This window comes from Halomonas sp. GXIMD04776 (genome assembly GCF_049808615.1).
GTDB lineage: Bacteria > Pseudomonadota > Gammaproteobacteria > Pseudomonadales > Halomonadaceae > Modicisalibacter.
In genome coordinates this window covers 75,968-96,419 of sequence record NZ_JBNCAN010000010.1, presented here as the reverse complement: position 1 = coordinate 96,419, position 20,452 = coordinate 75,968, and the positions used below count along the sequence as shown (strand labels likewise).

At 63.9% G+C, this 20,452-nt stretch carries 35 protein-coding genes; 18 read left to right on the top strand and 17 right to left on the bottom strand.

The window, feature by feature from the left end; translation table 11 throughout:
- Window positions 1-33: 33 nt before the first annotated feature.
- From ACPF7Z_RS08795 to ACPF7Z_RS08755, 9 genes are all read left to right on the top strand, one after another.
- On the top strand, window positions 34-507 hold the full coding sequence (locus ACPF7Z_RS08795; protein ID WP_425192872.1) for a hypothetical protein: 474 nt from the start codon (window positions 34-36) through the stop codon (window positions 505-507).
- A complete protein-coding gene (locus ACPF7Z_RS08790; protein ID WP_425192871.1) occupies window positions 504-782 on the top strand; it encodes a hypothetical protein in 279 nt (92 codons plus the stop codon). Before ACPF7Z_RS08795 ends, ACPF7Z_RS08790 begins: the two co-directional genes overlap by 4 nt.
- 58 nt (window positions 783-840) lie before the next feature.
- Window positions 841-1,881 (top strand): helix-turn-helix domain-containing protein, encoded by a 1,041-nt coding sequence (locus ACPF7Z_RS08785; RefSeq protein WP_425192870.1) that lies wholly within the window; start codon window positions 841-843, stop codon window positions 1,879-1,881.
- A gap of 9 nt (window positions 1,882-1,890) precedes the next feature.
- Window positions 1,891-2,184 carry a hypothetical protein gene (locus tag ACPF7Z_RS08780; RefSeq protein WP_074211777.1) on the top strand — a complete coding sequence of 98 codons (294 nt, stop codon included), beginning with the start codon at window positions 1,891-1,893 and terminating at the stop codon, window positions 2,182-2,184.
- On the top strand, window positions 2,162-2,566 hold the full coding sequence (locus tag ACPF7Z_RS08775; RefSeq protein WP_425192869.1) for a hypothetical protein: 405 nt from the start codon (window positions 2,162-2,164) through the stop codon (window positions 2,564-2,566). The genes ACPF7Z_RS08780 and ACPF7Z_RS08775 overlap by 23 nt, the downstream gene beginning before the upstream one ends.
- Window positions 2,563-3,054 (top strand): hypothetical protein, encoded by a 492-nt coding sequence (locus tag ACPF7Z_RS08770; RefSeq protein WP_425192868.1) that lies wholly within the window; start codon window positions 2,563-2,565, stop codon window positions 3,052-3,054. The genes ACPF7Z_RS08775 and ACPF7Z_RS08770 overlap by 4 nt, the downstream gene beginning before the upstream one ends.
- Window positions 3,055-3,094: 40 nt before the next feature.
- A complete protein-coding gene (locus ACPF7Z_RS08765) occupies window positions 3,095-3,403 on the top strand; it encodes a hypothetical protein (protein ID WP_425192867.1) in 309 nt (102 codons plus the stop codon).
- A gap of 32 nt (window positions 3,404-3,435) precedes the next feature.
- Window positions 3,436-4,008 carry a hypothetical protein gene (locus ACPF7Z_RS08760; RefSeq protein ID WP_425192866.1) on the top strand — a complete coding sequence of 191 codons (573 nt, stop codon included), beginning with the start codon at window positions 3,436-3,438 and terminating at the stop codon, window positions 4,006-4,008.
- Between the two features lie 138 nt (window positions 4,009-4,146).
- Window positions 4,147-4,662: a hypothetical protein gene (locus ACPF7Z_RS08755; RefSeq protein ID WP_425192865.1), complete on the top strand. Its 516-nt coding sequence runs from the start codon at window positions 4,147-4,149 to the stop codon at window positions 4,660-4,662.
- Window positions 4,663-4,720: 58 nt separating this feature from the next.
- On the opposite strand, the gene ACPF7Z_RS08750 is transcribed toward ACPF7Z_RS08755, so the two are convergent.
- From ACPF7Z_RS08750 to ACPF7Z_RS08730, 5 genes are all read right to left on the bottom strand, one after another.
- Window positions 4,721-5,188 carry a hypothetical protein gene (locus ACPF7Z_RS08750; protein ID WP_425192864.1) on the bottom strand — a complete coding sequence of 156 codons (468 nt, stop codon included), beginning with the start codon at window positions 5,186-5,188 and terminating at the stop codon, window positions 4,721-4,723.
- Window positions 5,189-5,289: 101 nt separating this feature from the next.
- Window positions 5,290-5,829 carry a hypothetical protein gene (locus tag ACPF7Z_RS08745; protein WP_425192863.1) on the bottom strand — a complete coding sequence of 180 codons (540 nt, stop codon included), beginning with the start codon at window positions 5,827-5,829 and terminating at the stop codon, window positions 5,290-5,292.
- Window positions 5,830-5,957: 128 nt separating this feature from the next.
- Entirely contained in the window at window positions 5,958-7,601 is a 1,644-nt protein-coding gene (locus ACPF7Z_RS08740; RefSeq protein ID WP_425192862.1) for a phosphoadenosine phosphosulfate reductase family protein, read from the bottom strand.
- Between the two features lie 53 nt (window positions 7,602-7,654).
- Window positions 7,655-7,891 carry a hypothetical protein gene (locus tag ACPF7Z_RS08735; protein ID WP_425192861.1) on the bottom strand — a complete coding sequence of 79 codons (237 nt, stop codon included), beginning with the start codon at window positions 7,889-7,891 and terminating at the stop codon, window positions 7,655-7,657.
- Between the two features lie 41 nt (window positions 7,892-7,932).
- Window positions 7,933-8,160, bottom strand: a complete 228-nt coding sequence (locus ACPF7Z_RS08730) for a hypothetical protein (RefSeq protein ID WP_228219482.1) — start codon at window positions 8,158-8,160, stop codon at window positions 7,933-7,935.
- Window positions 8,161-8,402: 242 nt separating this feature from the next.
- Between ACPF7Z_RS08730 and ACPF7Z_RS08725 the strand changes: the two genes are divergently transcribed.
- The 5 genes from ACPF7Z_RS08725 (at window position 8,403) to ACPF7Z_RS08705 (ending at window position 11,235) form a co-directional block, all read left to right on the top strand.
- Complete coding sequence (locus ACPF7Z_RS08725; RefSeq protein WP_425192860.1) at window positions 8,403-8,684, top strand: hypothetical protein; 282 nt, start codon at window positions 8,403-8,405, stop codon at window positions 8,682-8,684.
- A gap of 87 nt (window positions 8,685-8,771) precedes the next feature.
- The gene (locus ACPF7Z_RS08720; protein ID WP_425192859.1) at window positions 8,772-9,020 is read left to right on the top strand and encodes a helix-turn-helix domain-containing protein; all 249 of its coding nucleotides are present in this window, start codon (window positions 8,772-8,774) and stop codon (window positions 9,018-9,020) included.
- Between the two features lie 35 nt (window positions 9,021-9,055).
- Window positions 9,056-9,244: a hypothetical protein gene (locus ACPF7Z_RS08715; RefSeq protein WP_425192858.1), complete on the top strand. Its 189-nt coding sequence runs from the start codon at window positions 9,056-9,058 to the stop codon at window positions 9,242-9,244.
- A gap of 14 nt (window positions 9,245-9,258) precedes the next feature.
- Entirely contained in the window at window positions 9,259-10,359 is a 1,101-nt protein-coding gene (gene grpE / locus ACPF7Z_RS08710) for a nucleotide exchange factor GrpE (protein WP_425192857.1), read from the top strand.
- Between the two features lie 207 nt (window positions 10,360-10,566).
- Entirely contained in the window at window positions 10,567-11,235 is a 669-nt protein-coding gene (locus ACPF7Z_RS08705) for an exonuclease domain-containing protein (RefSeq protein ID WP_425192856.1), read from the top strand.
- Window positions 11,236-11,278: 43 nt separating this feature from the next.
- Here ACPF7Z_RS08705 and ACPF7Z_RS08700 read toward each other — a convergent pair whose 3' ends face one another.
- Window positions 11,279-11,557 carry a hypothetical protein gene (locus ACPF7Z_RS08700; RefSeq protein ID WP_425192855.1) on the bottom strand — a complete coding sequence of 93 codons (279 nt, stop codon included), beginning with the start codon at window positions 11,555-11,557 and terminating at the stop codon, window positions 11,279-11,281.
- 81 nt (window positions 11,558-11,638) lie between these two features.
- Window positions 11,639-12,502, bottom strand: a complete 864-nt coding sequence (locus tag ACPF7Z_RS08695) for a RepB family plasmid replication initiator protein (RefSeq protein WP_425192854.1) — start codon at window positions 12,500-12,502, stop codon at window positions 11,639-11,641.
- A gap of 754 nt (window positions 12,503-13,256) precedes the next feature.
- Between ACPF7Z_RS08695 and parS the strand changes: the two genes are divergently transcribed.
- From parS to ACPF7Z_RS08675, 4 genes are all read left to right on the top strand, one after another.
- Window positions 13,257-13,676 (top strand): type II RES/Xre toxin-antitoxin system antitoxin, encoded by a 420-nt coding sequence (gene parS / locus ACPF7Z_RS08690; protein ID WP_425192853.1) that lies wholly within the window; start codon window positions 13,257-13,259, stop codon window positions 13,674-13,676.
- Complete coding sequence (locus ACPF7Z_RS08685) at window positions 13,673-14,137, top strand: RES family NAD+ phosphorylase (RefSeq protein ID WP_228219476.1); 465 nt, start codon at window positions 13,673-13,675, stop codon at window positions 14,135-14,137. The genes parS and ACPF7Z_RS08685 overlap by 4 nt, the downstream gene beginning before the upstream one ends.
- Before the next feature lie 137 nt (window positions 14,138-14,274).
- Window positions 14,275-14,745: a LexA family protein gene (locus ACPF7Z_RS08680; RefSeq protein ID WP_228219475.1), complete on the top strand. Its 471-nt coding sequence runs from the start codon at window positions 14,275-14,277 to the stop codon at window positions 14,743-14,745.
- The gene (locus ACPF7Z_RS08675; RefSeq protein ID WP_425192852.1) at window positions 14,745-16,022 is read left to right on the top strand and encodes a Y-family DNA polymerase; all 1,278 of its coding nucleotides are present in this window, start codon (window positions 14,745-14,747) and stop codon (window positions 16,020-16,022) included. Before ACPF7Z_RS08680 ends, ACPF7Z_RS08675 begins: the two co-directional genes overlap by 1 nt.
- 16 nt (window positions 16,023-16,038) lie before the next feature.
- Here the strand turns inward: ACPF7Z_RS08675 and ACPF7Z_RS08670 are convergent, their stop codons facing one another.
- From ACPF7Z_RS08670 to ACPF7Z_RS08625, 10 genes are all read right to left on the bottom strand, one after another.
- Entirely contained in the window at window positions 16,039-16,338 is a 300-nt protein-coding gene (locus tag ACPF7Z_RS08670) for a hypothetical protein (RefSeq protein ID WP_022524249.1), read from the bottom strand.
- Between the two features lie 6 nt (window positions 16,339-16,344).
- Window positions 16,345-16,884 carry a hypothetical protein gene (locus tag ACPF7Z_RS08665; protein WP_425192851.1) on the bottom strand — a complete coding sequence of 180 codons (540 nt, stop codon included), beginning with the start codon at window positions 16,882-16,884 and terminating at the stop codon, window positions 16,345-16,347.
- Window positions 16,885-16,894: 10 nt separating this feature from the next.
- Window positions 16,895-17,212 carry a hypothetical protein gene (locus ACPF7Z_RS08660; protein ID WP_425192850.1) on the bottom strand — a complete coding sequence of 106 codons (318 nt, stop codon included), beginning with the start codon at window positions 17,210-17,212 and terminating at the stop codon, window positions 16,895-16,897.
- 22 nt (window positions 17,213-17,234) lie between these two features.
- A complete protein-coding gene (locus ACPF7Z_RS08655) occupies window positions 17,235-17,948 on the bottom strand; it encodes a DUF7168 domain-containing protein (RefSeq protein WP_425192849.1) in 714 nt (237 codons plus the stop codon).
- Window positions 17,949-17,979: 31 nt separating this feature from the next.
- On the bottom strand, window positions 17,980-18,174 hold the full coding sequence (locus ACPF7Z_RS08650; protein WP_074211737.1) for a hypothetical protein: 195 nt from the start codon (window positions 18,172-18,174) through the stop codon (window positions 17,980-17,982).
- A gap of 121 nt (window positions 18,175-18,295) precedes the next feature.
- A complete protein-coding gene (locus ACPF7Z_RS08645) occupies window positions 18,296-18,610 on the bottom strand; it encodes a hypothetical protein (protein WP_425192848.1) in 315 nt (104 codons plus the stop codon).
- Between the two features lie 43 nt (window positions 18,611-18,653).
- Window positions 18,654-18,836, bottom strand: a complete 183-nt coding sequence (locus tag ACPF7Z_RS08640) for a hypothetical protein (protein WP_022524254.1) — start codon at window positions 18,834-18,836, stop codon at window positions 18,654-18,656.
- A 22-nt stretch (window positions 18,837-18,858) separates the two neighbouring features.
- Window positions 18,859-19,218 carry a hypothetical protein gene (locus tag ACPF7Z_RS08635; protein WP_074211735.1) on the bottom strand — a complete coding sequence of 120 codons (360 nt, stop codon included), beginning with the start codon at window positions 19,216-19,218 and terminating at the stop codon, window positions 18,859-18,861.
- A 349-nt stretch (window positions 19,219-19,567) separates the two neighbouring features.
- Window positions 19,568-19,783: a hypothetical protein gene (locus ACPF7Z_RS08630; RefSeq protein WP_022524256.1), complete on the bottom strand. Its 216-nt coding sequence runs from the start codon at window positions 19,781-19,783 to the stop codon at window positions 19,568-19,570.
- 50 nt (window positions 19,784-19,833) lie between these two features.
- Window positions 19,834-20,340 carry a hypothetical protein gene (locus ACPF7Z_RS08625; RefSeq protein ID WP_425192847.1) on the bottom strand — a complete coding sequence of 169 codons (507 nt, stop codon included), beginning with the start codon at window positions 20,338-20,340 and terminating at the stop codon, window positions 19,834-19,836.
- Window positions 20,341-20,452: the final 112 nt, after the last annotated feature.

Below are 20,452 nucleotides of genomic sequence, written 5' to 3'. Positions count from 1 at the left end.
CAACCCTTCCCCTAACCAAGATGGAGAATCCAGATGGAGCAAGCCTACGTTCCGATGGCCCGGTGGGGCCGAGACCACTGGCGCTGCCTGGCCTACGTCGAAGCCGTGATGGTGGAGATGGCTGGCTTCCAGGTGGGCGCTGACCCGCGCATGACCGCCAATCGGAGGCACTACCGTGTCCTGGCCGAGCAGTGCCCGCGCCCCAAGCGCCCGAGTCACCCGGTTCGCCCAGGCATGGTGATGCGCCCGGAGCACGCCACCACGCTAGCGGACGGCACCCAGCCGGACCCGTGGCACGACGACTGGAGCTGCGTGCAGGACTTCGCCGCGGAGGGGCTGTTCACGGTCGGCCCCGAGCAGGTTGAGCCTGGCAGCACCCTGACCTTCAGTGACGAGGGGCTGGCGCTGACGGCCAAGCTGCGCCAGCACAAGGCGGCTGGTGGCCAGTACCGCGATTTCGCATGCGAAACCGGCCGACCCGCGGCCGTGGCAGGAGGTGACCTATGACGCGCTTCCTGGTGCTGATATGGGTCGCGGCCCTCCTCTATGCCCTGTTCCTGACGGCGAAGCTGCTCACCCGGCGAGCCCGGCTGGCCGACCGCCCATTCCTGATCCGCTGGATGGTGGCCTGGGCGACCATGCTGGCGCTGTCGACCGCTATCCGCTTGTCCGCTCCCGAGCCCGAGTCGCCCGAGCCGCCCCCGGCGCCGCGGCTGGAGGAGCCGGTGGACATGGCCATGGTGCCGGCCGTGCGCAACGGCGTGGTGACGTTTTCGCTGTGAACGACCTCGGCCCCTTCCTTGGCAAGGGGAGGTGGCCTCGTCGTCTGGTGTGCGATTCGTGTGTGGGAGAGAGCCTGTGCGAGACAAGACAACGACAACCCGATACCTGCAAAAGCTGCCGGCGCTGCTGGTGCTGACCGGCGCGATCGCCCTGCTTCAGCTGCACGCTATCCAGTTCTGGACCGAGTTCGTCGGCCCGATGGGCTGGGCTTGGGCGGTGCTCCTCGAGGTCGTCGCCCTGTGGCTCTGGTATCAGCGCCAGCTTGCGCGAAGAGCGCTGGCGCTGGTGACCAGCGTGCTCGCCCTCACCGGCCCGGTCTATACCGTCTGCGAGCCTCTGGTGGAGGAGTGGCAGGCAGCCTCGCATGTCGACGCCGGCCGTGAGCTGCGGATCGAGCGGCTGACCCAGGAGGCGGCGCGACTGGAGGAGAGCCTGGCAACCTTCCGGCAGAACAGCGAGGCCCGGGCAGGCTGGCTCACGCCCATCCAGGAGGCCCAGGCACGGCTCACCGAGGTCGATTCCGAGCTGGCCGAGCTGCTGTCGACGCCCCCGGCCGAGGCCATGACCTGGCGCCAGCAGGCACTGGTGGTGATGCAGGCGCTGGCGCTGATCATCTTCCAGCTGTCGGCCGTGCTGGCGATCACGTCTCTGTCACGCATGGGGCGGCCTGTGCCCGCGCCAGCTGTCAGCGGTGGCCCTACCTCTTCAGGCGACAGGTTGCCCGAGGACACTGCTGGCCCGGGAGAGGATGTGGCTGTGCCGAGCACCCCATCCGCCGAGGCCGTGACCTTCAACCTCGAGCCCAGGCTGGCCAAGCCCAGCATGAGTGAGACCAACGATGAGAGCGAGCTGAGCAAGGGTCACTTCGAGTACGCCGATATTGTCGCGCTGCGAGAGGCCCTGGAGCAGCTGCTGGAAGAGCGCGGGACCACCCAGGCGGCGTTTTGCCGAGACCACGGGGTTTCGCCACGGGATCTCTCCCTGCTGCGCCGCCATGAGGCGCGTAGCGCGGCAGGCGAGAGGACGATCTCCATCACGGCCCTGGAGCGACTGGCCTCCATCATCGACGCGCAACCGATGAGCCGTGCTGCAACGTAGGAGGTAGAGATGGGCACTTCACTGCATACCGTGAACCCGTCACCGGAGCAGGCCCCGGACGAGTCTCTGGCCGGTCGTCTCCAGGAGTACCAGCGCCACCGCGCCGTCATCGAACAGGATCTTCGGCGGGCCGGCATTACCGACACCACCCCTCTCGAACTTGCGGATCGCATCATCGGCGATGCGCTGCATTCCGCCTATGCCTGCATGGTCAGCGCTCATCGTATGGCGCATGCCGGCCTCGAGAGAGGGGCACAAGAACACCAAGGGGGACCGAATCATGGCGAAGCCGAGTCACCGTAAGGGAGAGCTGCTGGCGCTCTCCAGCGGGGGGACCACCTACTACCAGTGCAGTGGCCTGTACCGAGCGCTCGTGGATCTCAACCTGGGCGAGCTGGCCGAGCAGTATTGCCGCCAGGCGCCCTACCGCCAGGGGACGCTCGACGCCCTCAACAAGGGCCTGGTGACCATCGAGCAGATCAACGAGATGGAGGCTTCCGGGGTCTTCTCGCACCGCGACATTTCCGATCAGGGCTTTGGCAACTACCTGATCAACCGCGGCTACCTCCAGCTGGTGATGATCGATGAGGTCCACTGTGGTGCCGGCTTCTCACCCGACATCGTGCGCGAGAGCGCCAATGCGCGGGCTCAGTCACTGAGCCAGCTCTCCGGGGGCTTCGCATGAATGTCCGCACTCTTGAACCCATCACCCAGCAAGCACCGGGAGGTGACATGGCAGAGCGAGCGCCCTGCCCTGTCTGCGGCTGCGAGGACAGCCCGGACTACCTGCGGCGAGTGACCGACTGGTTCCATGCCCACTGGCTGTCCTGCCAGCGCTGTGGCTACCAGACCGCCACCCATCCTGCCTTTGAGAGCGCCGAGCGCGACTGGGACAAGGCCTCTACCGGCCGCCAGGCAGAAGAGGCAGGGCTGCTGGTGCCGGCCATCCAGGTCTTCTCCATGCGCGACCTCGAGCTGCTGGAGTCGCTTCAGATGCAGGTGCCCGAGGGCGACTGTGCTCGAACCTACCTCGTGTCCCGGGATGCCCTGGAGCGCTGGAAGGAAGTCGCCCGCCTGGGCAGGGAGGAAGTGGACGAGACGCTGGCGCCAGCGGTGGCATCGGTTGAGCGCGAGATCGCCGCCCTGCTCCACGCGCAGCAGGACGAAGACTGACCCTCTGACGCCAGCCATTGAGGGATGGAGGAGGATAGACGTGACCCCTGACGGATTCATTGCGAACCCCAGGCAGAGCCAACCTGGCTGCCTCATCAAGCCTCGCCGACTTGTCGAAATGGCCGAGGAGGGGGCTGGGTCTGGCTGCGGACTTCACTACGAGCTTTATCACTTCGAGGTCGTGACGCAGCTTCGCCGCTGGCACGACATGTTGGGTGACCCCGCAGATCGAGACGCATTGATGGCGGCAGCTGAGCGTCGGGGTTTCCCCTTCGATGATGCTGACCTCCAGGCAGCACAAAAGGAACGCGAGACGTTACTGGCCGAGCTTCGGGAAGAGATGGAGTGACCCGGCCGCCCACCACAACTTGAGGAGAACCCATGGCGACATGCTTGTTCCATGTGACCGGGCCGGTGCAGGCCTACCAGATCGCGAAGGCGGGCCGGTATGCCCCGTTCTCGGTTGACCCGATGAACACGGATGCCTGCCTGAACCTGTATGCCACGGCGGTGCGCGGCAAGCCCGTCGCCTATGCCCCGGATGGCCAGCAGGTGGAGGCAGCTGGCGCAGCCCTGGTGGTCGAGTGGGATGGCCCCGAGGAGGTGCTGTCGACCTGGCAAACCGTGCCCAAGCCCAATGTGCTCTACCACCAGCCCTGGGACCAGTACAAGCACGCTGATCCCCTGGAGGAGCCGGAAGCCTACTACCGGAGTCTCGTCGCGGCCGGCACCGATCACCATCTCAAGATCGTGGGCTTCAAGCTGGACGAGGAGGCCGTGGAGGAGGCCTGGGTAGCCGGTGACATGCCCGACGAGATGATGGGGCTCTGGCGTTTCGCCCCAAAGGCGCTTAGGCGGCTCAAGTCCGATTGGGGGGTCAAGCGCTTCTACGCGGCCATGCGGAGCGCCATCGGTGGTGGCGACAACGGCCGGACCCTGGTGGTGGATGGGTAGAACGAATCATGGAGCCCCTACCGGAGAGGCCTCTGTGATGTGCCCGGAGCTTCCCCGGGTGACAGCTGAGGGTTACCCACCCTCGGATAACAGAAGGGCGTGAGGCGCCCACACAACCTGAATAGAAGGGATGACACTATGCGAAAGCGGAACCTGATTGCCCTGCTGCCGGCCGCGGCGATGCTGACCCTCGCCGGCTGTGGCGGTGACAGCGCCGTGATCTCTGACCTCAAGGAGAAGACCTTTCCGGTGGGCTCCTCGCTGACCTATGAGCAGGCCCTGGATCGCCGGGCCGTGTGCGCCAGCACGAGCTGGGAGGTGATCGAGGACAGTCGTGGTCGTGAGGTGGTGCGCTACAAGTGCGACCTCGAGGGGGTCGACGGCTTCAACGAGCAGTTCGTCGCCGAGAGCAGCCTGCCCGAGGAGGAGCTGTCTCTGCTGAGTGGCGCCACCCATATCGTGGAGTGGTTCCACAACGAGGGTGAATACGAGATGAAGGATACCCGCGTCGACTTCCACACCGAAGGCGAGCCCGATGAGACCCTGGAGATGAACCAGCGGATCTCCTACAAGATCGCCGTCACCGACGAGATTACCGAGCTGCGCGAGTTGCTGGCGGTATCCAGCGAGCTGCAATCCCCCTGGGGCTGGTAAGCCACAAGCTCCTCCCCACAAGCTGCAAGGCCCCCAGGATCACTCCCGGGGGCCTTTTTCATAGGTCGTTTGTCGAGCTGTAGGTGCCATGGCGAATGGCCCTTGCCGATGGGTAACCGCTGTAGTCGATCCCTGTCGGGGAGCCGTCACCGCTATACACGTCATAGTTGCCGAGATAGGACTTCTTGCTGGCGCCAGCAGCCGGCTTGTGGGCGACGATGACGAGGGAGCAGATAGCGAGGAAGGCGATGAGCCCCCAGCCAGGCCAGCCCAGCTGGGTGAGGCCAAGCGGCGGGAATGTGTATGTCAGCGTGCCCAGCATGGCGATCCAGAAGAGGGTGGCCGCCCACTTGCTGTAGTGAATGACCTTGGCGATGGCCAAGAAGCCGCAGATGAACGCAGCGACCCCGAGAACCAGCGCCATCAACGTCATGCCCGTATCGTGGCTCGAAGCGAAGCCCCAGGAGGCCCAGGAGAGGCCTCCGAAACCGGCTGCGCCGAGGAGGAGCTTGATGATGAGTTCCATGGCGAGTGTCCCGCGTTCTTGTCCAGGTCAGTGATCCGATCATACCTCCTTTCATGAGGACGCAAGCGCCTGCTGGCGCGGAGCCCTCTCGCTGACGGCGATCACTCCTCAGCGGTGGCCAAGCCAGCCTCTATGCTGCGCTGGGCGCGGCGCCGAAGGAAGGGCTGCGCCTGAGTGGCACCCTCGAGCCAGGCGGCATAGTGGTCGAGCATGTCCACCGCCCCGTCAGCGTCTGTCTCGATGTCGGCGATGATCGAGCAAACCGCCAGGGTCTGAGCCAGGGAGCTGCTGCCGGCCACGATCGCCCGCTCCTGCGCCAGCATCTCCTCCACGGTCGTTGCCTCGCTGGGCTCTTTCTCCGGGACGGCGGCCCGGACCAGATCCGCGACCTCGCTACCGAATACCTCGCGAATGTCCTCGATCATGGTGGCTGTGCGCTCGACAGCGGGCAGCAGCCAGGCCGCGGCCCGGGCCTCAGGCGAAGACAGGTTGGCCTGCTCGAGCAGCCGAAGCACTGCCCTGGGATGGGAGTTCTCCTCGAGGCCTGCCAGATTGGGGCGAATCTCTGATCCGGCATAGGCGCCGCGAGTGAACAGCCGGGCCTGCGCCTCGAGGGAGGCAGAGTCGATAGTCCAGCTCATTGGATTGTCTCCGGTTGGTCGCTTGATCCGTGTGCCTGGAGTTTACCTGCTGGCGCCAGGTCACCGCTCAGTGAGCGATTTCGCATGCGAAACTGAGGCCCCGGGCTGCCCCGGGGCCAGTTGGTGGGTTACCCCACCATCGCCAGCTGGAATTCATTGCTGGCCAGCTCAGGGCGGCCACCGTGGAAGGCCCACTGCATGACGCCTTCCTCGCGAAGCCGAGCGACCGCGGTGAGGCGGCGATCCAGCTCGCCACGGCGGCTGGCCGGGATGCTGACCACGCCGCGCATGAGCAGCGAGTTGGCCACGCTCTCCGGGGCCTTCTCGTTGTCGGCCGCCAGCATGTCGCCCTCGATGCTCAGCATCTCCATGGCGCCCTCGGGGTCAACCTCGAGGCGAGAGCCGATGGCCACCGTGACGCCGGCATGGGCCATGAGCGGGGTGGTGACAGAGCCCAGGGTCTCCCCTTCCAAGGGGTGCAGTGATTGGCCGCCTGCCTGGGCCGGTGCTGCGGTGCTGGCGCTGGGAATGGGGAAGCGCTTGCCCTGGTGGTGGACTTCGACCCAGGCGCGGGTGGCCTCCCACGGGCGCACCTGGATGCCGCGGATCGCCCAGTTCCACTCGATCGCGACCAGCTCCTGCGGGGTGATGATCTGGAAGGCCGGGTTGTCGGAGCGCTCCATCTCCTCGGCGTCGAGAGTCAGGCAGGCCCGCAGCAGGTCCAGCAGGACACGGCCGCTATAGCCAGCAGCGCTGATATTGATGTCGCCACCGTCTTTGATGTCGGTGCCGATGAAGTTCCGGGCGCCCACGTCATGACGCAGTGAGACGATGTACTGGCGCAGCGCCAGCAGCGGCGCCATCTCCGGGTTGTCCTTGGCCATGTTGGTGAGGCTTTCGTCAGACTTGCCGGCATACGGGCACGCCCAGCAGCCGGTGCGAGCGCCGCACGGGGTCCGCTTGCCGCTGTCGCCGACGATGGAGCACTCGCCGTTGGCGCTGTTGTAGACCTCCAGCACGTCCGCCAGAGAGGTGGTGTAGCTCGGGAAAGGCCCTCCCTGTCCAAAGGGCTGGGCGAACAGGATGTAGTCCCACACGTCGCTGGTCGTCCAGTCGGCGATGGGGTAGGCCAGCAGGCGCCCCTGGTGATCCACCACGCCGCTACCGGCGCCCTGGTCGGCCATGTTCGCCGCACGGCGAGCGGACTCCTCGAACCGGCTGCCCAGCAGAGTCACCTGACGCACTCCCTTGGGAAGGGACTTGGCATGCTGGCGCTTGAGCGCGTCGATCGGCTTGATCTTCCAGTCGACAGAGCAGTATTGGCTCTGCCCTTCGCTGGGCCAGGCCATTTGGCGACGGCCACCCAGGACGCTCACCTGCCAGCTCTCGGCCAGGCTCGGCAAGGCCCACTGTGCCTTCAGGGGGATAGCGTGCTCGGCGCAGAACGTCCGCATGGCTCGCAGATGGCTGCCGACATGGCGCTCGATCACAGGGTTCTCGATGCCGGTGTTGGAGGTCACGGCCATGTGCTCGATGTCTGCACTCAGCTTCCCTTCCTGCGCCAGCTCGGCCAGGGCCGCCAGCGCGAGGCTGGTGACCACGGTGGAGTCCTTGCCGCCCGAATAGGCGATCAGCAGTGAGGTGGGCTGCTCGGTGACAATCGCCTTGAGGAGGTCGATAGCCTGACGCGCCCGCTGGGGCAGCGGCGCCGCGGCCGGCTCGAAAGTGGTCGGTTCTGCGGTTTCGGTGTCCAGGTTGATCGCCAGGTTCATGGTCTACTCCCTTCCCTTGTCGTTGTTCGGCTCGTGCGATGCGTGGTCGTGCTTCAGGCGCTGGCGCCTTGATGGACCTGGCCGACCAGCCGCGCCCCATCGGCGCTGTATTCGATGACGCCGACCTGCTCGTGAGGGCGAGCACGGCGGGCCATCTTCTCGGCCTCGCGCTCGGCGACGTGCTGCACCGGATAGGTCTGCGTGGAGATCGGCATCCACTGGTTCCCGGGCTCGCTCTGGCTGGAGAGGCCGGCGACGACATAGAGCGGGTGCATGATGTTGAGCTTCATGGGGGTTCCTCGCGTTCGGATGTTGGCAGCTGGTTCGTGGGTTACAGGCGCTTCACGATGTCGTTGGGCGTCTCGGAGGTGGCCATGATCCTTCCGGTCTTGTGCCACCGTTCGGCGGTGCCGGAGCTGACATAGCGCCCTGTGCAGTTGAAGTCGTGGCGACTGGAAACCCGCTCGACCAGGACGCGCTCACCGGCCCGAGTCAGGTAGTGGCCGGGCTCGACCACGATGGTTGGGAGGGTGAACAGGGGGATGAAGTAGGTCGTCATCGGTGCTCGTCCTGCGGTGGCGGTATTCAGAAGGCCTTGGCCTCCACCTGATGACTGTCATTTTAGTGTGCAATGCACACTTTATCAAGGCCAGCGCACACTTTTTTTGCAGCCGACGCGGCACATTTCCAATGGTCCTGAATATCTAATAGGGGCTATCGCGGGGATGGGTCACACTTGCCAAGGTGTGCATTGCACATATAACATTCGTGTTATGTCCACGCCGTTCACCTGGAGGCTGTATGTCGGGCGAAGAGATGCGAGAGCGCCAGCTGGCGACGATCAAGGGTCATGCCGAAGTTCAGCGCCTGATCCGCGACAACGAGGAGGTCGCCCAGCTCGACCCCTGGACGACCATCGAGATTCATCAGGCCGTCGACCACCTTGTAGGGATCGACCTGGACCTGAATGACCGAGAGCTGTTCGGCGAGCTGCTGGCTCACTTCAACGCGCAGGAGGCCCAGGAGCGGGCGCCCAGGACGGCGCTGGATCGTGCCCGCCAGCGCTGGGGGCTTGAGGCGTAACCCCTCTCTGGCGCCAGCAGAAGGCCGCAGGCGCCCCTATGAATCTGGCCACTCGCCTCGGCGGGCGGCCCTGAGTGAGAGACCTAGATGAGCACATCCGAGACATCGAACAACGAGGCCTTGCGCCAGCTCATGGAGCGCCATGGACTGAAGCAAGAGCATGTCGCGACCTTGACGGGCTACAGCGTCGAGACGGTGAAGGGCTGGTTTGCCTCACCGGAGTCGACCCGCTATCGCACGGTGCGTAGGCCGGTGCTGGAATCCGTGCGCCGGGCTATCGAGCTGGGCGAGCACTACAACCTGGAAGGCGTGAAGATCCCCAAGCCGAAGTCGTGATGGGGAGGGGGCTGAGAAGGCAAGGAGGTGTTGAGATGGGAGCCGCGATCGCACAGTACCACGCGATGTCGGAGCAAGAGCTGCGGCGCGAGTGCATTCGCCTGGCAAGACGTGTCGCCCGCCTGGAAGACGAGAAGGCCCAGGCTGAGGCGCGTCGAGACCACTGGTTCCGAGAGCGGGAGACTGCCTTGGATGAAATCGAGCAGCTGCGACAGAGCGCTTGAGCCAGGAGGATGACGTGTCTGAGATTGCATTCAATGAATGCCTGAAGGGCCACGCGCAGCCGGTCCCAGGCAAGGATGTTCGGATCACCAAAGCGGCTTCGCTCCGGTCGGTCGCCGAGCACAACCTCATTCGAGTCGACTACCGCCGCAGAGTCCGATGCCAGTCGTGCGTCAAGGCTATCTGCCGGGTGTGCCGAGCCCCTTACCTCTCCCAATCGGCTCCCATGGCCGGTGACCCTTCGTGCGAAGGCTGCGGGGGAACGGGAGTCCAAGGCTTCATGCCCTACTCTGAGGAGCACTGCCTGTCCTGTGACGGCCAAGGCCTGGTCGAGAAGCGGGAGCGCATCCGGGTCGCTCTGAAGCCCCGCTTCATCGACACCACAAAGTTCCCCGTCAAGGTCCAGGGGCAAGGCAGTGAAGGGCTGAATGGCGGGGAGGCCGGCGACCTTTACATTGAGGTCGAGGTGGAGCATCCACCTCACCTGAAGGTGGAAGGCAAGCATCTGAGCGCCGTGGTGGAGGTGCCCTACCTGGCCATGGTGTTTCCGGCCGAGGTAGAGGTGGCCTATCCCACCCTCAAAGGCCATGAGCACTACCCTTTCATCGAGGGCTACACGCCAGGACGGCCGCTCTATTTCCGGGGTCGTGGTGGGTACGTTCGTGGTGATGCCAAGCGAGGCGACATCCGGTATGACATCGAGCTGGTAGGTAGCGACCTGGAGAAGCAGGCAGCCGAGAAGATCCAGGCGCTTGAGGCCGATCGCGAGAAAGAGGTCCGCCAGGCACGAGACGAAACGATCAAGGCCCTGACGACTGACCTGCTGCCAGCGATTGATGGGCTCGAGAAGGCGGTCAGCAGCATGACGGGGCCGGAAGATGCAGCCCACCGGCAAGGGCTCGAGATGATCATCCAGATGCAGCGGGACGCCCTGGCCCAGCATGGAGTTGAAGTGATCCAGGCTGAGCGCCAGCGGTTTGACCCTGAGCGTCACGAGGCGGTCGGTATCGACCACAGCACTGGCCTCGGGAAGGGGATCGTGACCGAAGTGCTCCAGACCGGGTATACCTATGCCGGGCGCCTTCTTCGCCCTCCCCTCGTCAAGGTAAGTGGTTAAGGGGGCACGACGATGGCAGACGACACCTCCCCTGCCGCCCTGGAGGCCGCTCGCGAGGCGGCCATCCGTAATGGGTTCTGTGCGACCAAGGCACGACTGAAGAACGAGCTACGCCTCAAGCCCGCCCGGGACGCCACGCCGGTCGCGGTGTACCGCAACCAGTATGGTGGGCATTCCCATGTCTACCGGGCGGCGGACTGTGTGCCCATGCGGGCAGCGCCTAAGCGTCAGTCACCGGCACAGAAGGTGGCTGCTCGCCGGCTGGCGCTCCAGTCACGCCTGACCTCCTACCTGATGAAGGCCTCTGTGCGTGCTGATCGCCTGCTGGCGCAAGACCCTGTGTTCCTGGATGTCGAGACTACCGGGCTGACGGCCGATGATGAGGTGGTCGAAATCGCCGTGTGCAATCGATATGAGCGCGTGCTGCTCCACACCCTGGTCAACCCTCGCATTGAGGTCTCGGAGGAGGCGCAAGCTGTCCATGGGCTGTCTGGCGACATGCTCCACGGGGCGCCGCGCTTCAGTGAGGTTGCCCCACGGCTCCTCGAGGTGATCGCCGGCCGTCCGGTGGTCGCCTTCAACGCCGACTTCGACCGCCGCCTGATCAGCCAGAGCCTGCCGTCAGGCAGTGTCGCTGAGCTAGGGCGCTGGTCGTGCGCCATGGAGTTGGCGGCCCAGGCGTTCGGCCCGACCAACGATTTCGGCACGATCAGTCTCATCGATGCGATGGACGCCGCGGATCTTCCTTGGCCAGGGAGAGCCCACCGGGCGACGGCCGACGCGATGGCGTGTGCTCGGCTGGTGAACCGGATCGCGAGCCATCACCGGCCTATTAGCGAAGAACTCGATTCGCTCTCGCCTGCCAGTGGCGTGTGATCCGGCCCATGGCCAACGAGGGGACTGCTAAGCACGCTGACGCTCACCCTCGGTGCTTGAGTAGCTGAGGAATGGCAGACAGACCGGCAGCGATGAAAATGAGGGCGACCAGCCCAGCTGCGCCGCCGCCAGCGCTCAAGATGAAGTTAATCCCAAGGTCACTGGCAAGAGAATAATCACCCTTAGTGGCGTCGATGTAGGCTGTAGGCAGAAGGTGGCTTGAGCCAAGCCAGAAGCCAACGAAGCCGAACATCGCCCCCGCGAGCGCTAGTGCGGTCACTATTGGCTTGAGCGACTTTCGATCACTGCCTGTCTTCTTCATTCATGGTCTCCTTGTTCTGCTGCCTGGCGAGCATGGAGGTGGCCATGCCGGCGCCAGCCACCCCCTCCCCCCTCGAGGTTGCTACTTGATCCGTTCGACACGCCTTCGCTCATCGATCAGGCGCATGGCGCAGGCCTCGTAGGTTTCGCCAGGGTGCGCTCTCTGTTCGATCAGGCTGCGTGCGATTCCCTTGATCATCTCTTCGCGCTTGAGCGATGCAGACACCAGAGGTGCGCTCTCGAGGCGAGCAGCTGGCTTGTCGAAAACGAAGCTGAAGATCAGATGCGTGACCTTTCGCCCCGTCTTGTGGGGAGACCAAGATACCGTGATGGGAGTGTGCTCATTGATCTGCTGGACGGCATGCTCGACAACGTATCGGCGAAAGTCCTTGAACACGGGGTACTTCCCCTCGAGACCCAGACGCTCTCGCATCCAGTCGATACTTACCTGGCGCTTTCCGGTCTCGCGCCACTGCATCAGTAGCTCGTAAAGCCTCACCGCATGCGGACTATTGACCTTGGCCACATCCGACAGCGCATAGCGCGTGAATTGCCTTGATAGCTCTGTCAGGTACGGCAATATGTCCTTGCTGAAGCGCAGCGCTACGGACCCGGCGCCGTCCAGGTACTCGACGGACTGGACCCAGCGCATAGTGATTTTCCGGGGCTTCCCGGTGTTGGGGTGCTCGAAAAGCGTTAAGCGGCGCTCGAACAGGGTGTCGGCGGCGAGCTTCAGCTCCTTGTAAGCACCGTTGATGTTGCAGTTGGCCAGCTTGGAGAAGAGGTCCGCGCTGATGACGTACTGCACCTCATCCGTGATGGGCTGTGATCGGTCTACTTGGGCGATACATCCCAAGATGATGCGCTGCTCCCGAAGCGTTAGCCGATAGCTCGCCTCCACGAGGGCGTTCGACTTGACGACTTGCTGATGTTCGAGCGATGACATGCCAGGGTTCCTTTCAGCGTTACCCGGCAGAATACCTCATATTGGTGGAAGCGCCATAACCCTTCCCCCTTTGCCAAGGCATCTCTCCCCGCTTGGGCAAGGTATCCCTCCCTGGTTGGCAAGGTTTTCCTCCCCATGGAGCAAGGTTTCCTTCCCCCGTATTGTAGAAATAGGCCTTTCCATACAGTCGCTTATGTGACACGAAAAGGAAAAGGGAAAAGGACAGAAAAACATATTGCTTCGCTGCCCCAGTAATAGCACTGGTGTCAGGCAACCAGCTGCTGACGATCGCACAGCAGCGCCAGCAAGGTATCTCTCCCCCTTTGGCCCGGTTAGCGCTGGTTGCTGAGAGGCCTAGCAAGGTATTTCTCCCCGTTGCTGGGCTGAGTGATCCTAGTCGTTGCTGAAGCGGCAAGGTATTTCTCCCCCCCCTTTCAACCCAAGGGCCTGGCCTGCTCGGAACGGCAAGGTATCTCTCCCCCTTTTGGGCCATAGGCTGTCGGCCTTCCACTGCGGAACAAGGTATCTCTCCCCCTTTAGGCGCTCGGTGCAGATGGTCTCCCTCGGGTGCAGCAAGGTATTTCTCCCCCTTTATCCCGTGTGAAGAGAAGCAGCGCCCTGCTTAATCGGTTGGAGCCCTCTCTCCGGGTGGGGAGGGATAGCGGCATTGTTCGCGCCATCTGATACACTGATGGTGTATCAAATGATACGGGGAGGGATTATGGAAGCCGCGATCAAAGAGTATCGGCCGAAGGTGAAGCGCCGGAAGGACGACTTCTGGAAGGCCTTGGGCCTTCCCCCGCGTGGCGCCAAGCTGCATGAGGCGCTGAGTGAGGGTGTCTCGTACAAGGTCTACACCAAGCTCACCGAGACCTCAGGGCTCGAGAGCAAGGAGCTGGCGCGGTATGTGGTCATCCCCCCGGCAACCTTGAAGCGCCGCGCTGACACTGGCTACTTCAAGCCGGCTGAGGGCGATCGGTTGTACCGTTTCGCTGAGGTCTACAAGAGCGCGGTGGACCTGTTCGAGGGAGACAAGGCCAAGGCGAGGGAATGGCTCCTCAGCCCGGTGCGTGGGCTGGGCGGTCGCCGTCCGGTGGAGATGGTGGCAACGACTGCTGGCGCTGAAGCTGTCCTGGACCTGATCGGTCGACTAGAGCACGGCGTCTTTGCATGACCTCGGTACGCGGCTATCGGCTCGTCAAGCGGAAGTGGCTCAAGACAGCCTTTGATGGTGAAGGGGCTCGACTGTACGGCGGGCGCTGGAACAGCAAAGGCAAGGCCTGCGTTTACCTCGCGAGCACCGAGTCGCTGGCCATGCTCGAGGTGATGGTTCACCTGGAAGACAACCAGCTGCTGAAGGAGTACGCGCTCCTGGAGGTGACGTTCCCGGAAGAGGTGCTGATGCAGCTCCCCGAGGACGTGCTGCCTGCTGATTGGCGAGCTGAGCCGGCGCCACCCTCCACAGCCGAGATCGGTGACGACTGGCTCGAGGGGCAGTCGAGCCTGGCGCTGGCGGTTCCGAGCGTTGTCGCGCCCCGAGAAACGAACTACCTCCTCAACCCTGAGCACCCCGACTTCCAGGCGCTTGCCGATGGCGCCAGGGAGGTCGACTTCTCCCCCGATAGCCGCCTGTAGCGCCCGTGCGCTGCGCGTCAGCGCTTCCCTTGGGCCGGGAGTGCTGAGCATCGATCTTTCCCGTCAGGCACCGTCGCCTTGCCACATCCCCGCCGACTCTCTGATACTGTGCGCATGTACAGTATTGGGAGAGAGCCATGCCACCCCTTCAGCATGATGACGTTACCGCCTGGGGCCTCGAGATCCTGGGCCAGTCAGCCGGTGAGTCTCGCCATGCCCTGCCGTTGATGGCTGGGGAGGTGCGGGCCGGGTTTCCCATCCACGCGGATGCGGAGCTTGATCGTGTCCTGGACCTCACCGAGCACCTGATCCCTCACCCCAGCGCCAGCTACTTCTGTCGGGCCAAGGGCGACAGCATGGTGGGTCACGGCATCCATGACTCGGACCTGCTTATCGTTGATCGATCGCTGGCGCCTGTGACGGGTGACATCATCGTGGTCGCCCTCGACGGGGAGCTGACCTGCAAGCAGCTGGGCCGGTGGCATGGTCAGCCGGCGTTGCTGTCGGGGAATCCCGAGTATCCGCCTATCGCGCTGCGTGGCGTGGAGTGTGAGACCTGGGGCGTGGTCACCCACAACATCCATTCCCATCGTCGCCGAGGCCGGTGATGATCGGACACTGCGACTGCAACAACTTCTACGTCAGCTGCTTCCGAGTGTTCATGCCGGAGCTGGCGGGGCGGCCTGTAGGGGTGCTCTCCTCGGGAGATGGCTGCATCGTGGCGCGGTCGAACGAGCTGAAGGCGATGGGGGTGGCCAACGGCACGCCGGTATTCCAGCTGCCTCATGAGGTGCGCCGGCAGACCGTGCTGCTGAGTTCGGCCTATCCGCTGTTCGGGGAGTGCTCACGGCGCGTGGTGGCCACCATGCAGGCCTTCACCGGCCCCGTTGAGCCGTACTCAATCGATGAGCAGTTCATCGACATGTCGGGCCTTTCTCTCGAGGTTCTGCAATCGCATTCCCGCGATCTGCGCCAGCAGGTTCAGCGCTGCACGGGCATCCCGGTATCGATCGGCGTAGCGCCCTCGCGCACCCTGGCGAAGGTGGCCACCGGCATCGCCAAGAAGCAACCCGCCTATGGGGGTATCTGCGTTCTCGAGGCTGACCACCCGGCGACCCGGGCTCACCTGGGGCGCATGCCCGTGACGGATGTGTGGGGCGTGGCGAGCCGGACTGGCGAGAAGCTGGCGCGACTGCGCATCCATACCGCCCTGGATCTTCGCGAGGCCAATCCCAGCGAGATCCGCAGGCGCTTCGGTATCGTGCTCGAGCGGACCCTATGGGAGCTGCGCGGCCAGGATGTCATCCGCTTGGACGACATCGACCAGAAGCGGCAGAACATCATGACCAGCCGCACGTTCGGTGGGGCCACCGGCCGCCTCGAGGATCTTCGCGAGGCCGTTCGATCGCATGCGCAGGCTGGCGCGGAGAAGGTGCGGCGCCAGCAGTCCGTGGCGCGGGCCGTGATGGTGTTTCTGTCGACGCCGCGGTTTCGCAGCGACCTCCCCCAGGACTTTCCTAGCCTGACCCTTTCCCTACCGCGGCCGACCGATGACAGCCGGCTCATCGTCGCTGCGGCACAACGCGCCCTGGAGGCCATCTACCGGCCAGGGCTGCTCTATGCCAAGGCAGGCGTCATGATGGTCGACCTCGCGGATCGTGAAGGCATGCAGCTCGATTGGCTCGAGGGACAGCAGACGGAAGCCGAGCGCCAGCAGTCGGCGAAGGTGATGGGCGTGATGGATGCCCTCAACCGCGAGTTCGGCCGGGGCACGGTGACGCTTGGGGGCCGCCGTCAGGATGAGCGCTGGCGCCAGCGGCATGCACGGCAGACGCCGCGGTTCCTGACCTCATGGGATGAGCTGCCCAACGTGAGAATGGGCTGAGATGCAGCGGAAGGCGCTACTTCGCCCTTGGCGGGGGGAGCATGCGCTGAAGCACCCGGTCGGTGAATCCAGCGTCATCCTCTGGCACGTTGCCGCCCTCCTCCTGAATGATCCAGCTGAGCGCGGCATGGAGCATGTAGGCCTGCACATGAGACGGCACCGGAAAGGTGCCAGCCCGCCATTCATAGAGCCGGTTCGGACGGTACTTGGTGCCCAGGTCGCGGTTGAGCTGGGCCAGAGCCTCCGACTTGGGGTGCGTGCCGCCAGCGGTGGCGACGTGGAGCCAGGAGTCTATGAGGTTGGAGGGCTTGGGCATCAGGGATTATCGGTTCGTGAAGAGGGAATGTAGGGCCTTGCTCAGAAAGCCACGCTTGGGCTTATCCGGCGCTTCAGCGGGTTCCGACGCGGCCTCGGGGGCCGAGGCCGAGTCCTCAGCATCGCTGCGCAAGGTAGCGGCCTCAGGCTCACCGCGGAAGTAGTTGGCCAGCGCGACCCGCTCCTCAAGATACGATGCCGAGACGCTGTTGGACAGATCCGCGGCCTCTGCCGGCGAGAGTACGGCAGGCGAGCCCTCGACCTCCTCTGCTATCGTTCTCAGGCCTTCCTGGTTGAAGGGCAGTTCTGCGCCCCGGAAGACCGCCGAGAGGATGGCTTGCAGCAGGCCGATGGTCGGTATCTCCTCCCCCTCTATCCCGAAGATCCAGCTGCCCTCGAGGTTGAAGAAGAACGTCCCCAGGGGCTCGTCGTAGCCGACCACGCCATGGCTGAGCCAGTCGTAAAGGTCGTAGCCAATGAGGTCGGTGAGGTCTTCCTGGTTCTCGGTGGGGTCGTGCATCACCTTGAAAAAGCCGTGTCGTGACATAGGTAGCGCCCTATCCCTGTGGTGGTGTGTGCTGGTCGATCCAGCAGAAGTGTTCGCCTGGCGTGAGCCACTGGCCCTGGAAGTTGATGTGGCCAAGGGTCACGTTGCCGAGGAGCGGATGGTCACGCCGAGCGTAGTCAGCGCAGCCTGGATTGGTGCAGTAGCAGCTCAATGGGTAGGCGACGTTGCCGCACGAGTTGCAGCGCGACACCGGGTATATCTCCAGCATGGCCTGCTGCTGCTCGAGGTCATCATCGTAGGTGCTGCGGGTCGCGTGTGTCTTGGCTCCTCGCAGCTTCCGCCGCAGTCGCTGCATAGCGTCGTTCATGGTCGCGGTTGCTCCAGGCGCTCTACAGAGCGCCCTCTTTGAGGTGGATCTGTGCCGGGGCCGGCTGTGCTCCGACGCCGCGGAACAGCTGTGCGGCTTCCCCAGCCTCGCGACCCGAACGGATCGCATGGATCTCCTGTTCGCTGCTGGCTGGCGGCTGCTCGCGCCACTCGGCTTTTTCCAGCTCGCCGTAGGTCTTCTCTTTGAAACGCTCGATCACGTCGCGGTCCTGCTCGCTGATCGCAATGGCCTCCACCTTGGAGCGCACGGCTTGTACCCACGACTCGCAGAACAGGTCGCAATGGCGGCTTTTCCGACGAGGCGCCATGCGCGGGTGCAGCTCCTTCCTGTAGCGGTTACGGTCAGCGCTGATCTGCCGGAACAGCACCTCATAGCAGTATTGGGCCGCCTGGGGTTTCTCGCCGATGCCGACGAAGACGGCCCAGTTCTGCCAGACGCCACCGAGCTTCTGGTAGCGATTCATGACTTGCACGCCGAACACCTCACCGATGGTGCTTCTCAGGAAGACCACCCAGGCTGGCAGTGACTTCGCACGAGACGCGCCCCGCGCCTCGGCCTCGCTGACGGTGTGCAACGACAGGTCTGAAGCGGTCAGGTTGTGCTTCTCCATCAGCTTCTGGGCCTGACGCAGCGCGGCAGCCGCCTCTGCCGGGTTGTCGCTGCTGGCGAGGCTCATGCACTTCTGGATCTTGTCCAGGATGCGACTCGTGCTCATGTGGGAAGGCCTCCTTAGGCGTTCAGCTGGCTCATTGGCTATTGGCCGCGGTGCTGGCTTTCTTGTTGGATGCTTCAGCCCACTGGCTCACTTTTCTGGCAACGCTGTCGAAGCTCTCCCCCTCGAGGAAACGGTTGATCGCCTTCTTCTGGTCAGTGCGCTTGAGGCGGTCGAACGGGGTGTGAAGGCTAAGCTGGCGGCGAACAGCATCCGTCTTCATCGTCATGTGCCATTTCTCGTGTCTGATGGATGGAAAGGCCGAGCCCATGGGGCTCGGCAGGCCTTTCCGGCTATCCAGGCCGCGTGGCCACCGGGCATGGAAAGGCGTGGAAAGCATGGAAACGAGGTCACCTCGCGTCCCAGCAGCAGGCTTCCCAGGCGTCGACCACCGACAGGAGGACTGCCGAGCAGGAGGCCTGCATGGAGGTGATGGGGAGGCGCCGGCCGGGCTCGACGGTCAGCGAGGCTGTCTCACCCGATTCGGTGGTGAGGGTCAGCGTGCCTTTGCGCTGTTGCCCGAGGGCGCCCACCAGCTCCTCGAGGCTGACTGGTTGCCGCTGCTGCCAGCCTGTTCCGAGGGTGACGCGCTCGAGCGATCCGTTGACCAGCTTGCCGATCCCTTTCGGTGTCAGCTCACTCAGCAGACGTTCCAGGATGCTCATGAGGGTCGAGGGTGCCTCGGCACAATTCGCCGAGGGGGCTTGTTCAAATGCCAGCATGGTGATGGAGGCTCCGTGTTTCCTCGCGAACCTTGGCAACCCAGTCCCAGTAGGAGAGCTGTGTGTCGCCGTTCTGGTATTCGAGCTGCCAGTCCTGACGGGGGAATTGCGGGTGCTCATGGGAAGCCTTGCGGCCTCGCAGCGGAATGTTCTGGTTGTGATCGGTCATGAGATCGCTCCGTGATGCAGAGTTACGCAGCAGCCTCGCTGCAAAACGTGGCTTTCCAGTCGTGGATGGGAAGTCCAGGAACGGGACGCGCATCGGGGTCGAGCATGAGCCACTGATGGCCAGCGCTGCGTGCTTCCTTGGCGAGGGCGCACAACACCGGCAGATCGACATGCGCGGCCTCACTCGGGTAATGCGCCGCGCAGTCCCGTGGAAAGTCGGCGGATATGACGAACCATTCTCGATGGGCGCTTGCCCCTTTGATCACGCGATTAGCCAGCAGGATGGCCACGGTTTCCGCTTCCTCTTCCGGGAGGTGGAAAGTCCTCAAGGCCACCATGCGCTGGGCCTGATTGATGGAGGCAAAAGCCAATGGAGATGCCATGCGTTCACCTGTCCGCCGAATGGATGTGGCTCTATTATAGTCCCAGATATAGGACTATGCCAAGAGCCCGAGGCGTCGATCCCGGCCCAAGGAGGGCCTGTGTCACAGCAGGGTAGGGGCGTGACCGTCACCTCAGAGGGAGTAGCGATTTCGCATGCGAAATCGGCGTGGGGTTCCCCAGGGCGGGGTGATCCAGTTCCGCATGCGAAATCAGAGCGTGGTGCTCAGGGCGGGACGCTCCCAAGCAAGAAGGCGGGGCCAACGGAAACCGGGCAGCCGCGGTGAGACGGCTGCCCGGTCAAGGTGGGTCACATTCATGGGCGGCTACGCTATTGTGCCGCGTCGAGCATCACTCTCTGGCTTGTTCATCCAGAGTGTCAGAGGCAGCCGAAAGGGATGCCTCGGCCATGGCAGCCGCGTTCTCTCCGACTTCCTCGGGGCTGAGCTGGCCCCCTCCCTCGCCAAGCAGGATCGCGTGCATGGCGACCATCGTGTATGCCTCAAGCCGGGTCATATCCAGGGCAGGCTTGGTGAAACGTGAGGTGTTGAGGGTGTCATCGCCCATGATGCTCTCCTTTCAGTTTGGGGCCGCGCTGGACGCGGCCCCTAGCTCGATCAGACTTTCTCCCAATCACCCTTTGCGTTCTGGCAAGTGGTGACGTTCTGCTCGCTGTCCTCGGGGCCGCCTGTGACGCTGATCTGGTAGTCGATGCAGGTGCGACCTTCGGCGTCCACATACGGATCGCTCTTGGTGACATTCTGCTGCATGTTGGCTACGTCCTCGAACCCCACCTCGGGATCACCTTGCATGGCGGCGAAAGCCCCGCGCATCCCCTTATCGACCACGCCCAGCGCCGTTGCGCCAGCCGCGCCGTAGGCGGCACCGCTCATGCCCGCGCTGCCGCCATTGACCAGTCCACGAACGCCGCCCATTTGTCCCGCTGCCCGTGCGCCTGCGGCACTGGCGCTATTGGAGCTGCGGCCGCTGATGGCGTCGGCAACGCCGCCGATGGCATTGGCTGCGGCCCCCTGGAGGTGTCCTGCGCTTTGCGGCACGGCACAGCCTGTCGCCAGAACGAGCAGGGAAGTGGCAGCCAGACCTTGGAATGTGCGCTTGATCATCATTGTCTTCTCTCCCTTGGTTGTGATCCCGAGCAATGTGGCTCGATACTTGTAATTATACAATACGACGATTTACAGCTCAAGCCGCTGCGGCATCTTTTGAGTATCAGTA

What these genes read in the sequence shown, in the direction of transcription:
- ACPF7Z_RS08730 (WP_228219482.1), bottom strand. Translation starts at nt 8,160, where the DNA reads ATGACGACCTACTTCATCCCCCTGTTCACCCTCCCAACCATCGTGGTC.
- ACPF7Z_RS08665 (WP_425192851.1), bottom strand. Translation starts at nt 16,884, where the DNA reads ATGTCACGACACGGCTTTTTCAAGGTGATGCACGACCCCACCGAGAAC.
- ACPF7Z_RS08695 (WP_425192854.1), bottom strand. Translation starts at nt 12,502, where the DNA reads ATGTCATCGCTCGAACATCAGCAAGTCGTCAAGTCGAACGCCCTCGTG.
- ACPF7Z_RS08780 (WP_074211777.1), top strand. Translation starts at nt 1,891, where the DNA reads ATGGGCACTTCACTGCATACCGTGAACCCGTCACCGGAGCAGGCCCCG.
- ACPF7Z_RS08635 (WP_074211735.1), bottom strand. Translation starts at nt 19,218, where the DNA reads ATGGCATCTCCATTGGCTTTTGCCTCCATCAATCAGGCCCAGCGCATG.
- ACPF7Z_RS08760 (WP_425192866.1), top strand. Translation starts at nt 3,436, where the DNA reads ATGGCGACATGCTTGTTCCATGTGACCGGGCCGGTGCAGGCCTACCAG.
- ACPF7Z_RS08750 (WP_425192864.1), bottom strand. Translation starts at nt 5,188, where the DNA reads ATGGAACTCATCATCAAGCTCCTCCTCGGCGCAGCCGGTTTCGGAGGC.
- ACPF7Z_RS08735 (WP_425192861.1), bottom strand. Translation starts at nt 7,891, where the DNA reads ATGAAGCTCAACATCATGCACCCGCTCTATGTCGTCGCCGGCCTCTCC.
- ACPF7Z_RS08775 (WP_425192869.1), top strand. Translation starts at nt 2,162, where the DNA reads ATGGCGAAGCCGAGTCACCGTAAGGGAGAGCTGCTGGCGCTCTCCAGC.
- ACPF7Z_RS08675 (WP_425192852.1), top strand. Translation starts at nt 14,745, where the DNA reads ATGATCGGACACTGCGACTGCAACAACTTCTACGTCAGCTGCTTCCGA.
- ACPF7Z_RS08670 (WP_022524249.1), bottom strand. Translation starts at nt 16,338, where the DNA reads ATGCCCAAGCCCTCCAACCTCATAGACTCCTGGCTCCACGTCGCCACC.
- ACPF7Z_RS08705 (WP_425192856.1), top strand. Translation starts at nt 10,567, where the DNA reads ATGCGGGCAGCGCCTAAGCGTCAGTCACCGGCACAGAAGGTGGCTGCT.
- ACPF7Z_RS08740 (WP_425192862.1), bottom strand. Translation starts at nt 7,601, where the DNA reads ATGAACCTGGCGATCAACCTGGACACCGAAACCGCAGAACCGACCACT.
- ACPF7Z_RS08660 (WP_425192850.1), bottom strand. Translation starts at nt 17,212, where the DNA reads ATGAACGACGCTATGCAGCGACTGCGGCGGAAGCTGCGAGGAGCCAAG.
- ACPF7Z_RS08755 (WP_425192865.1), top strand. Translation starts at nt 4,147, where the DNA reads ATGCGAAAGCGGAACCTGATTGCCCTGCTGCCGGCCGCGGCGATGCTG.
- ACPF7Z_RS08745 (WP_425192863.1), bottom strand. Translation starts at nt 5,829, where the DNA reads ATGAGCTGGACTATCGACTCTGCCTCCCTCGAGGCGCAGGCCCGGCTG.
- ACPF7Z_RS08645 (WP_425192848.1), bottom strand. Translation starts at nt 18,610, where the DNA reads ATGAGCATCCTGGAACGTCTGCTGAGTGAGCTGACACCGAAAGGGATC.
- ACPF7Z_RS08795 (WP_425192872.1), top strand. Translation starts at nt 34, where the DNA reads ATGGAGCAAGCCTACGTTCCGATGGCCCGGTGGGGCCGAGACCACTGG.
- ACPF7Z_RS08790 (WP_425192871.1), top strand. Translation starts at nt 504, where the DNA reads ATGACGCGCTTCCTGGTGCTGATATGGGTCGCGGCCCTCCTCTATGCC.
- ACPF7Z_RS08650 (WP_074211737.1), bottom strand. Translation starts at nt 18,174, where the DNA reads ATGACGATGAAGACGGATGCTGTTCGCCGCCAGCTTAGCCTTCACACC.
- ACPF7Z_RS08770 (WP_425192868.1), top strand. Translation starts at nt 2,563, where the DNA reads ATGAATGTCCGCACTCTTGAACCCATCACCCAGCAAGCACCGGGAGGT.
- ACPF7Z_RS08725 (WP_425192860.1), top strand. Translation starts at nt 8,403, where the DNA reads ATGTCGGGCGAAGAGATGCGAGAGCGCCAGCTGGCGACGATCAAGGGT.
- ACPF7Z_RS08625 (WP_425192847.1), bottom strand. Translation starts at nt 20,340, where the DNA reads ATGATCAAGCGCACATTCCAAGGTCTGGCTGCCACTTCCCTGCTCGTT.
- ACPF7Z_RS08680 (WP_228219475.1), top strand. Translation starts at nt 14,275, where the DNA reads ATGCCACCCCTTCAGCATGATGACGTTACCGCCTGGGGCCTCGAGATC.
- ACPF7Z_RS08640 (WP_022524254.1), bottom strand. Translation starts at nt 18,836, where the DNA reads ATGACCGATCACAACCAGAACATTCCGCTGCGAGGCCGCAAGGCTTCC.
- ACPF7Z_RS08700 (WP_425192855.1), bottom strand. Translation starts at nt 11,557, where the DNA reads ATGAAGAAGACAGGCAGTGATCGAAAGTCGCTCAAGCCAATAGTGACC.
- ACPF7Z_RS08685 (WP_228219476.1), top strand. Translation starts at nt 13,673, where the DNA reads ATGACCTCGGTACGCGGCTATCGGCTCGTCAAGCGGAAGTGGCTCAAG.
- ACPF7Z_RS08655 (WP_425192849.1), bottom strand. Translation starts at nt 17,948, where the DNA reads ATGAGCACGAGTCGCATCCTGGACAAGATCCAGAAGTGCATGAGCCTC.
- ACPF7Z_RS08715 (WP_425192858.1), top strand. Translation starts at nt 9,056, where the DNA reads ATGGGAGCCGCGATCGCACAGTACCACGCGATGTCGGAGCAAGAGCTG.
- ACPF7Z_RS08720 (WP_425192859.1), top strand. Translation starts at nt 8,772, where the DNA reads ATGAGCACATCCGAGACATCGAACAACGAGGCCTTGCGCCAGCTCATG.
- ACPF7Z_RS08630 (WP_022524256.1), bottom strand. Translation starts at nt 19,783, where the DNA reads ATGGGCGATGACACCCTCAACACCTCACGTTTCACCAAGCCTGCCCTG.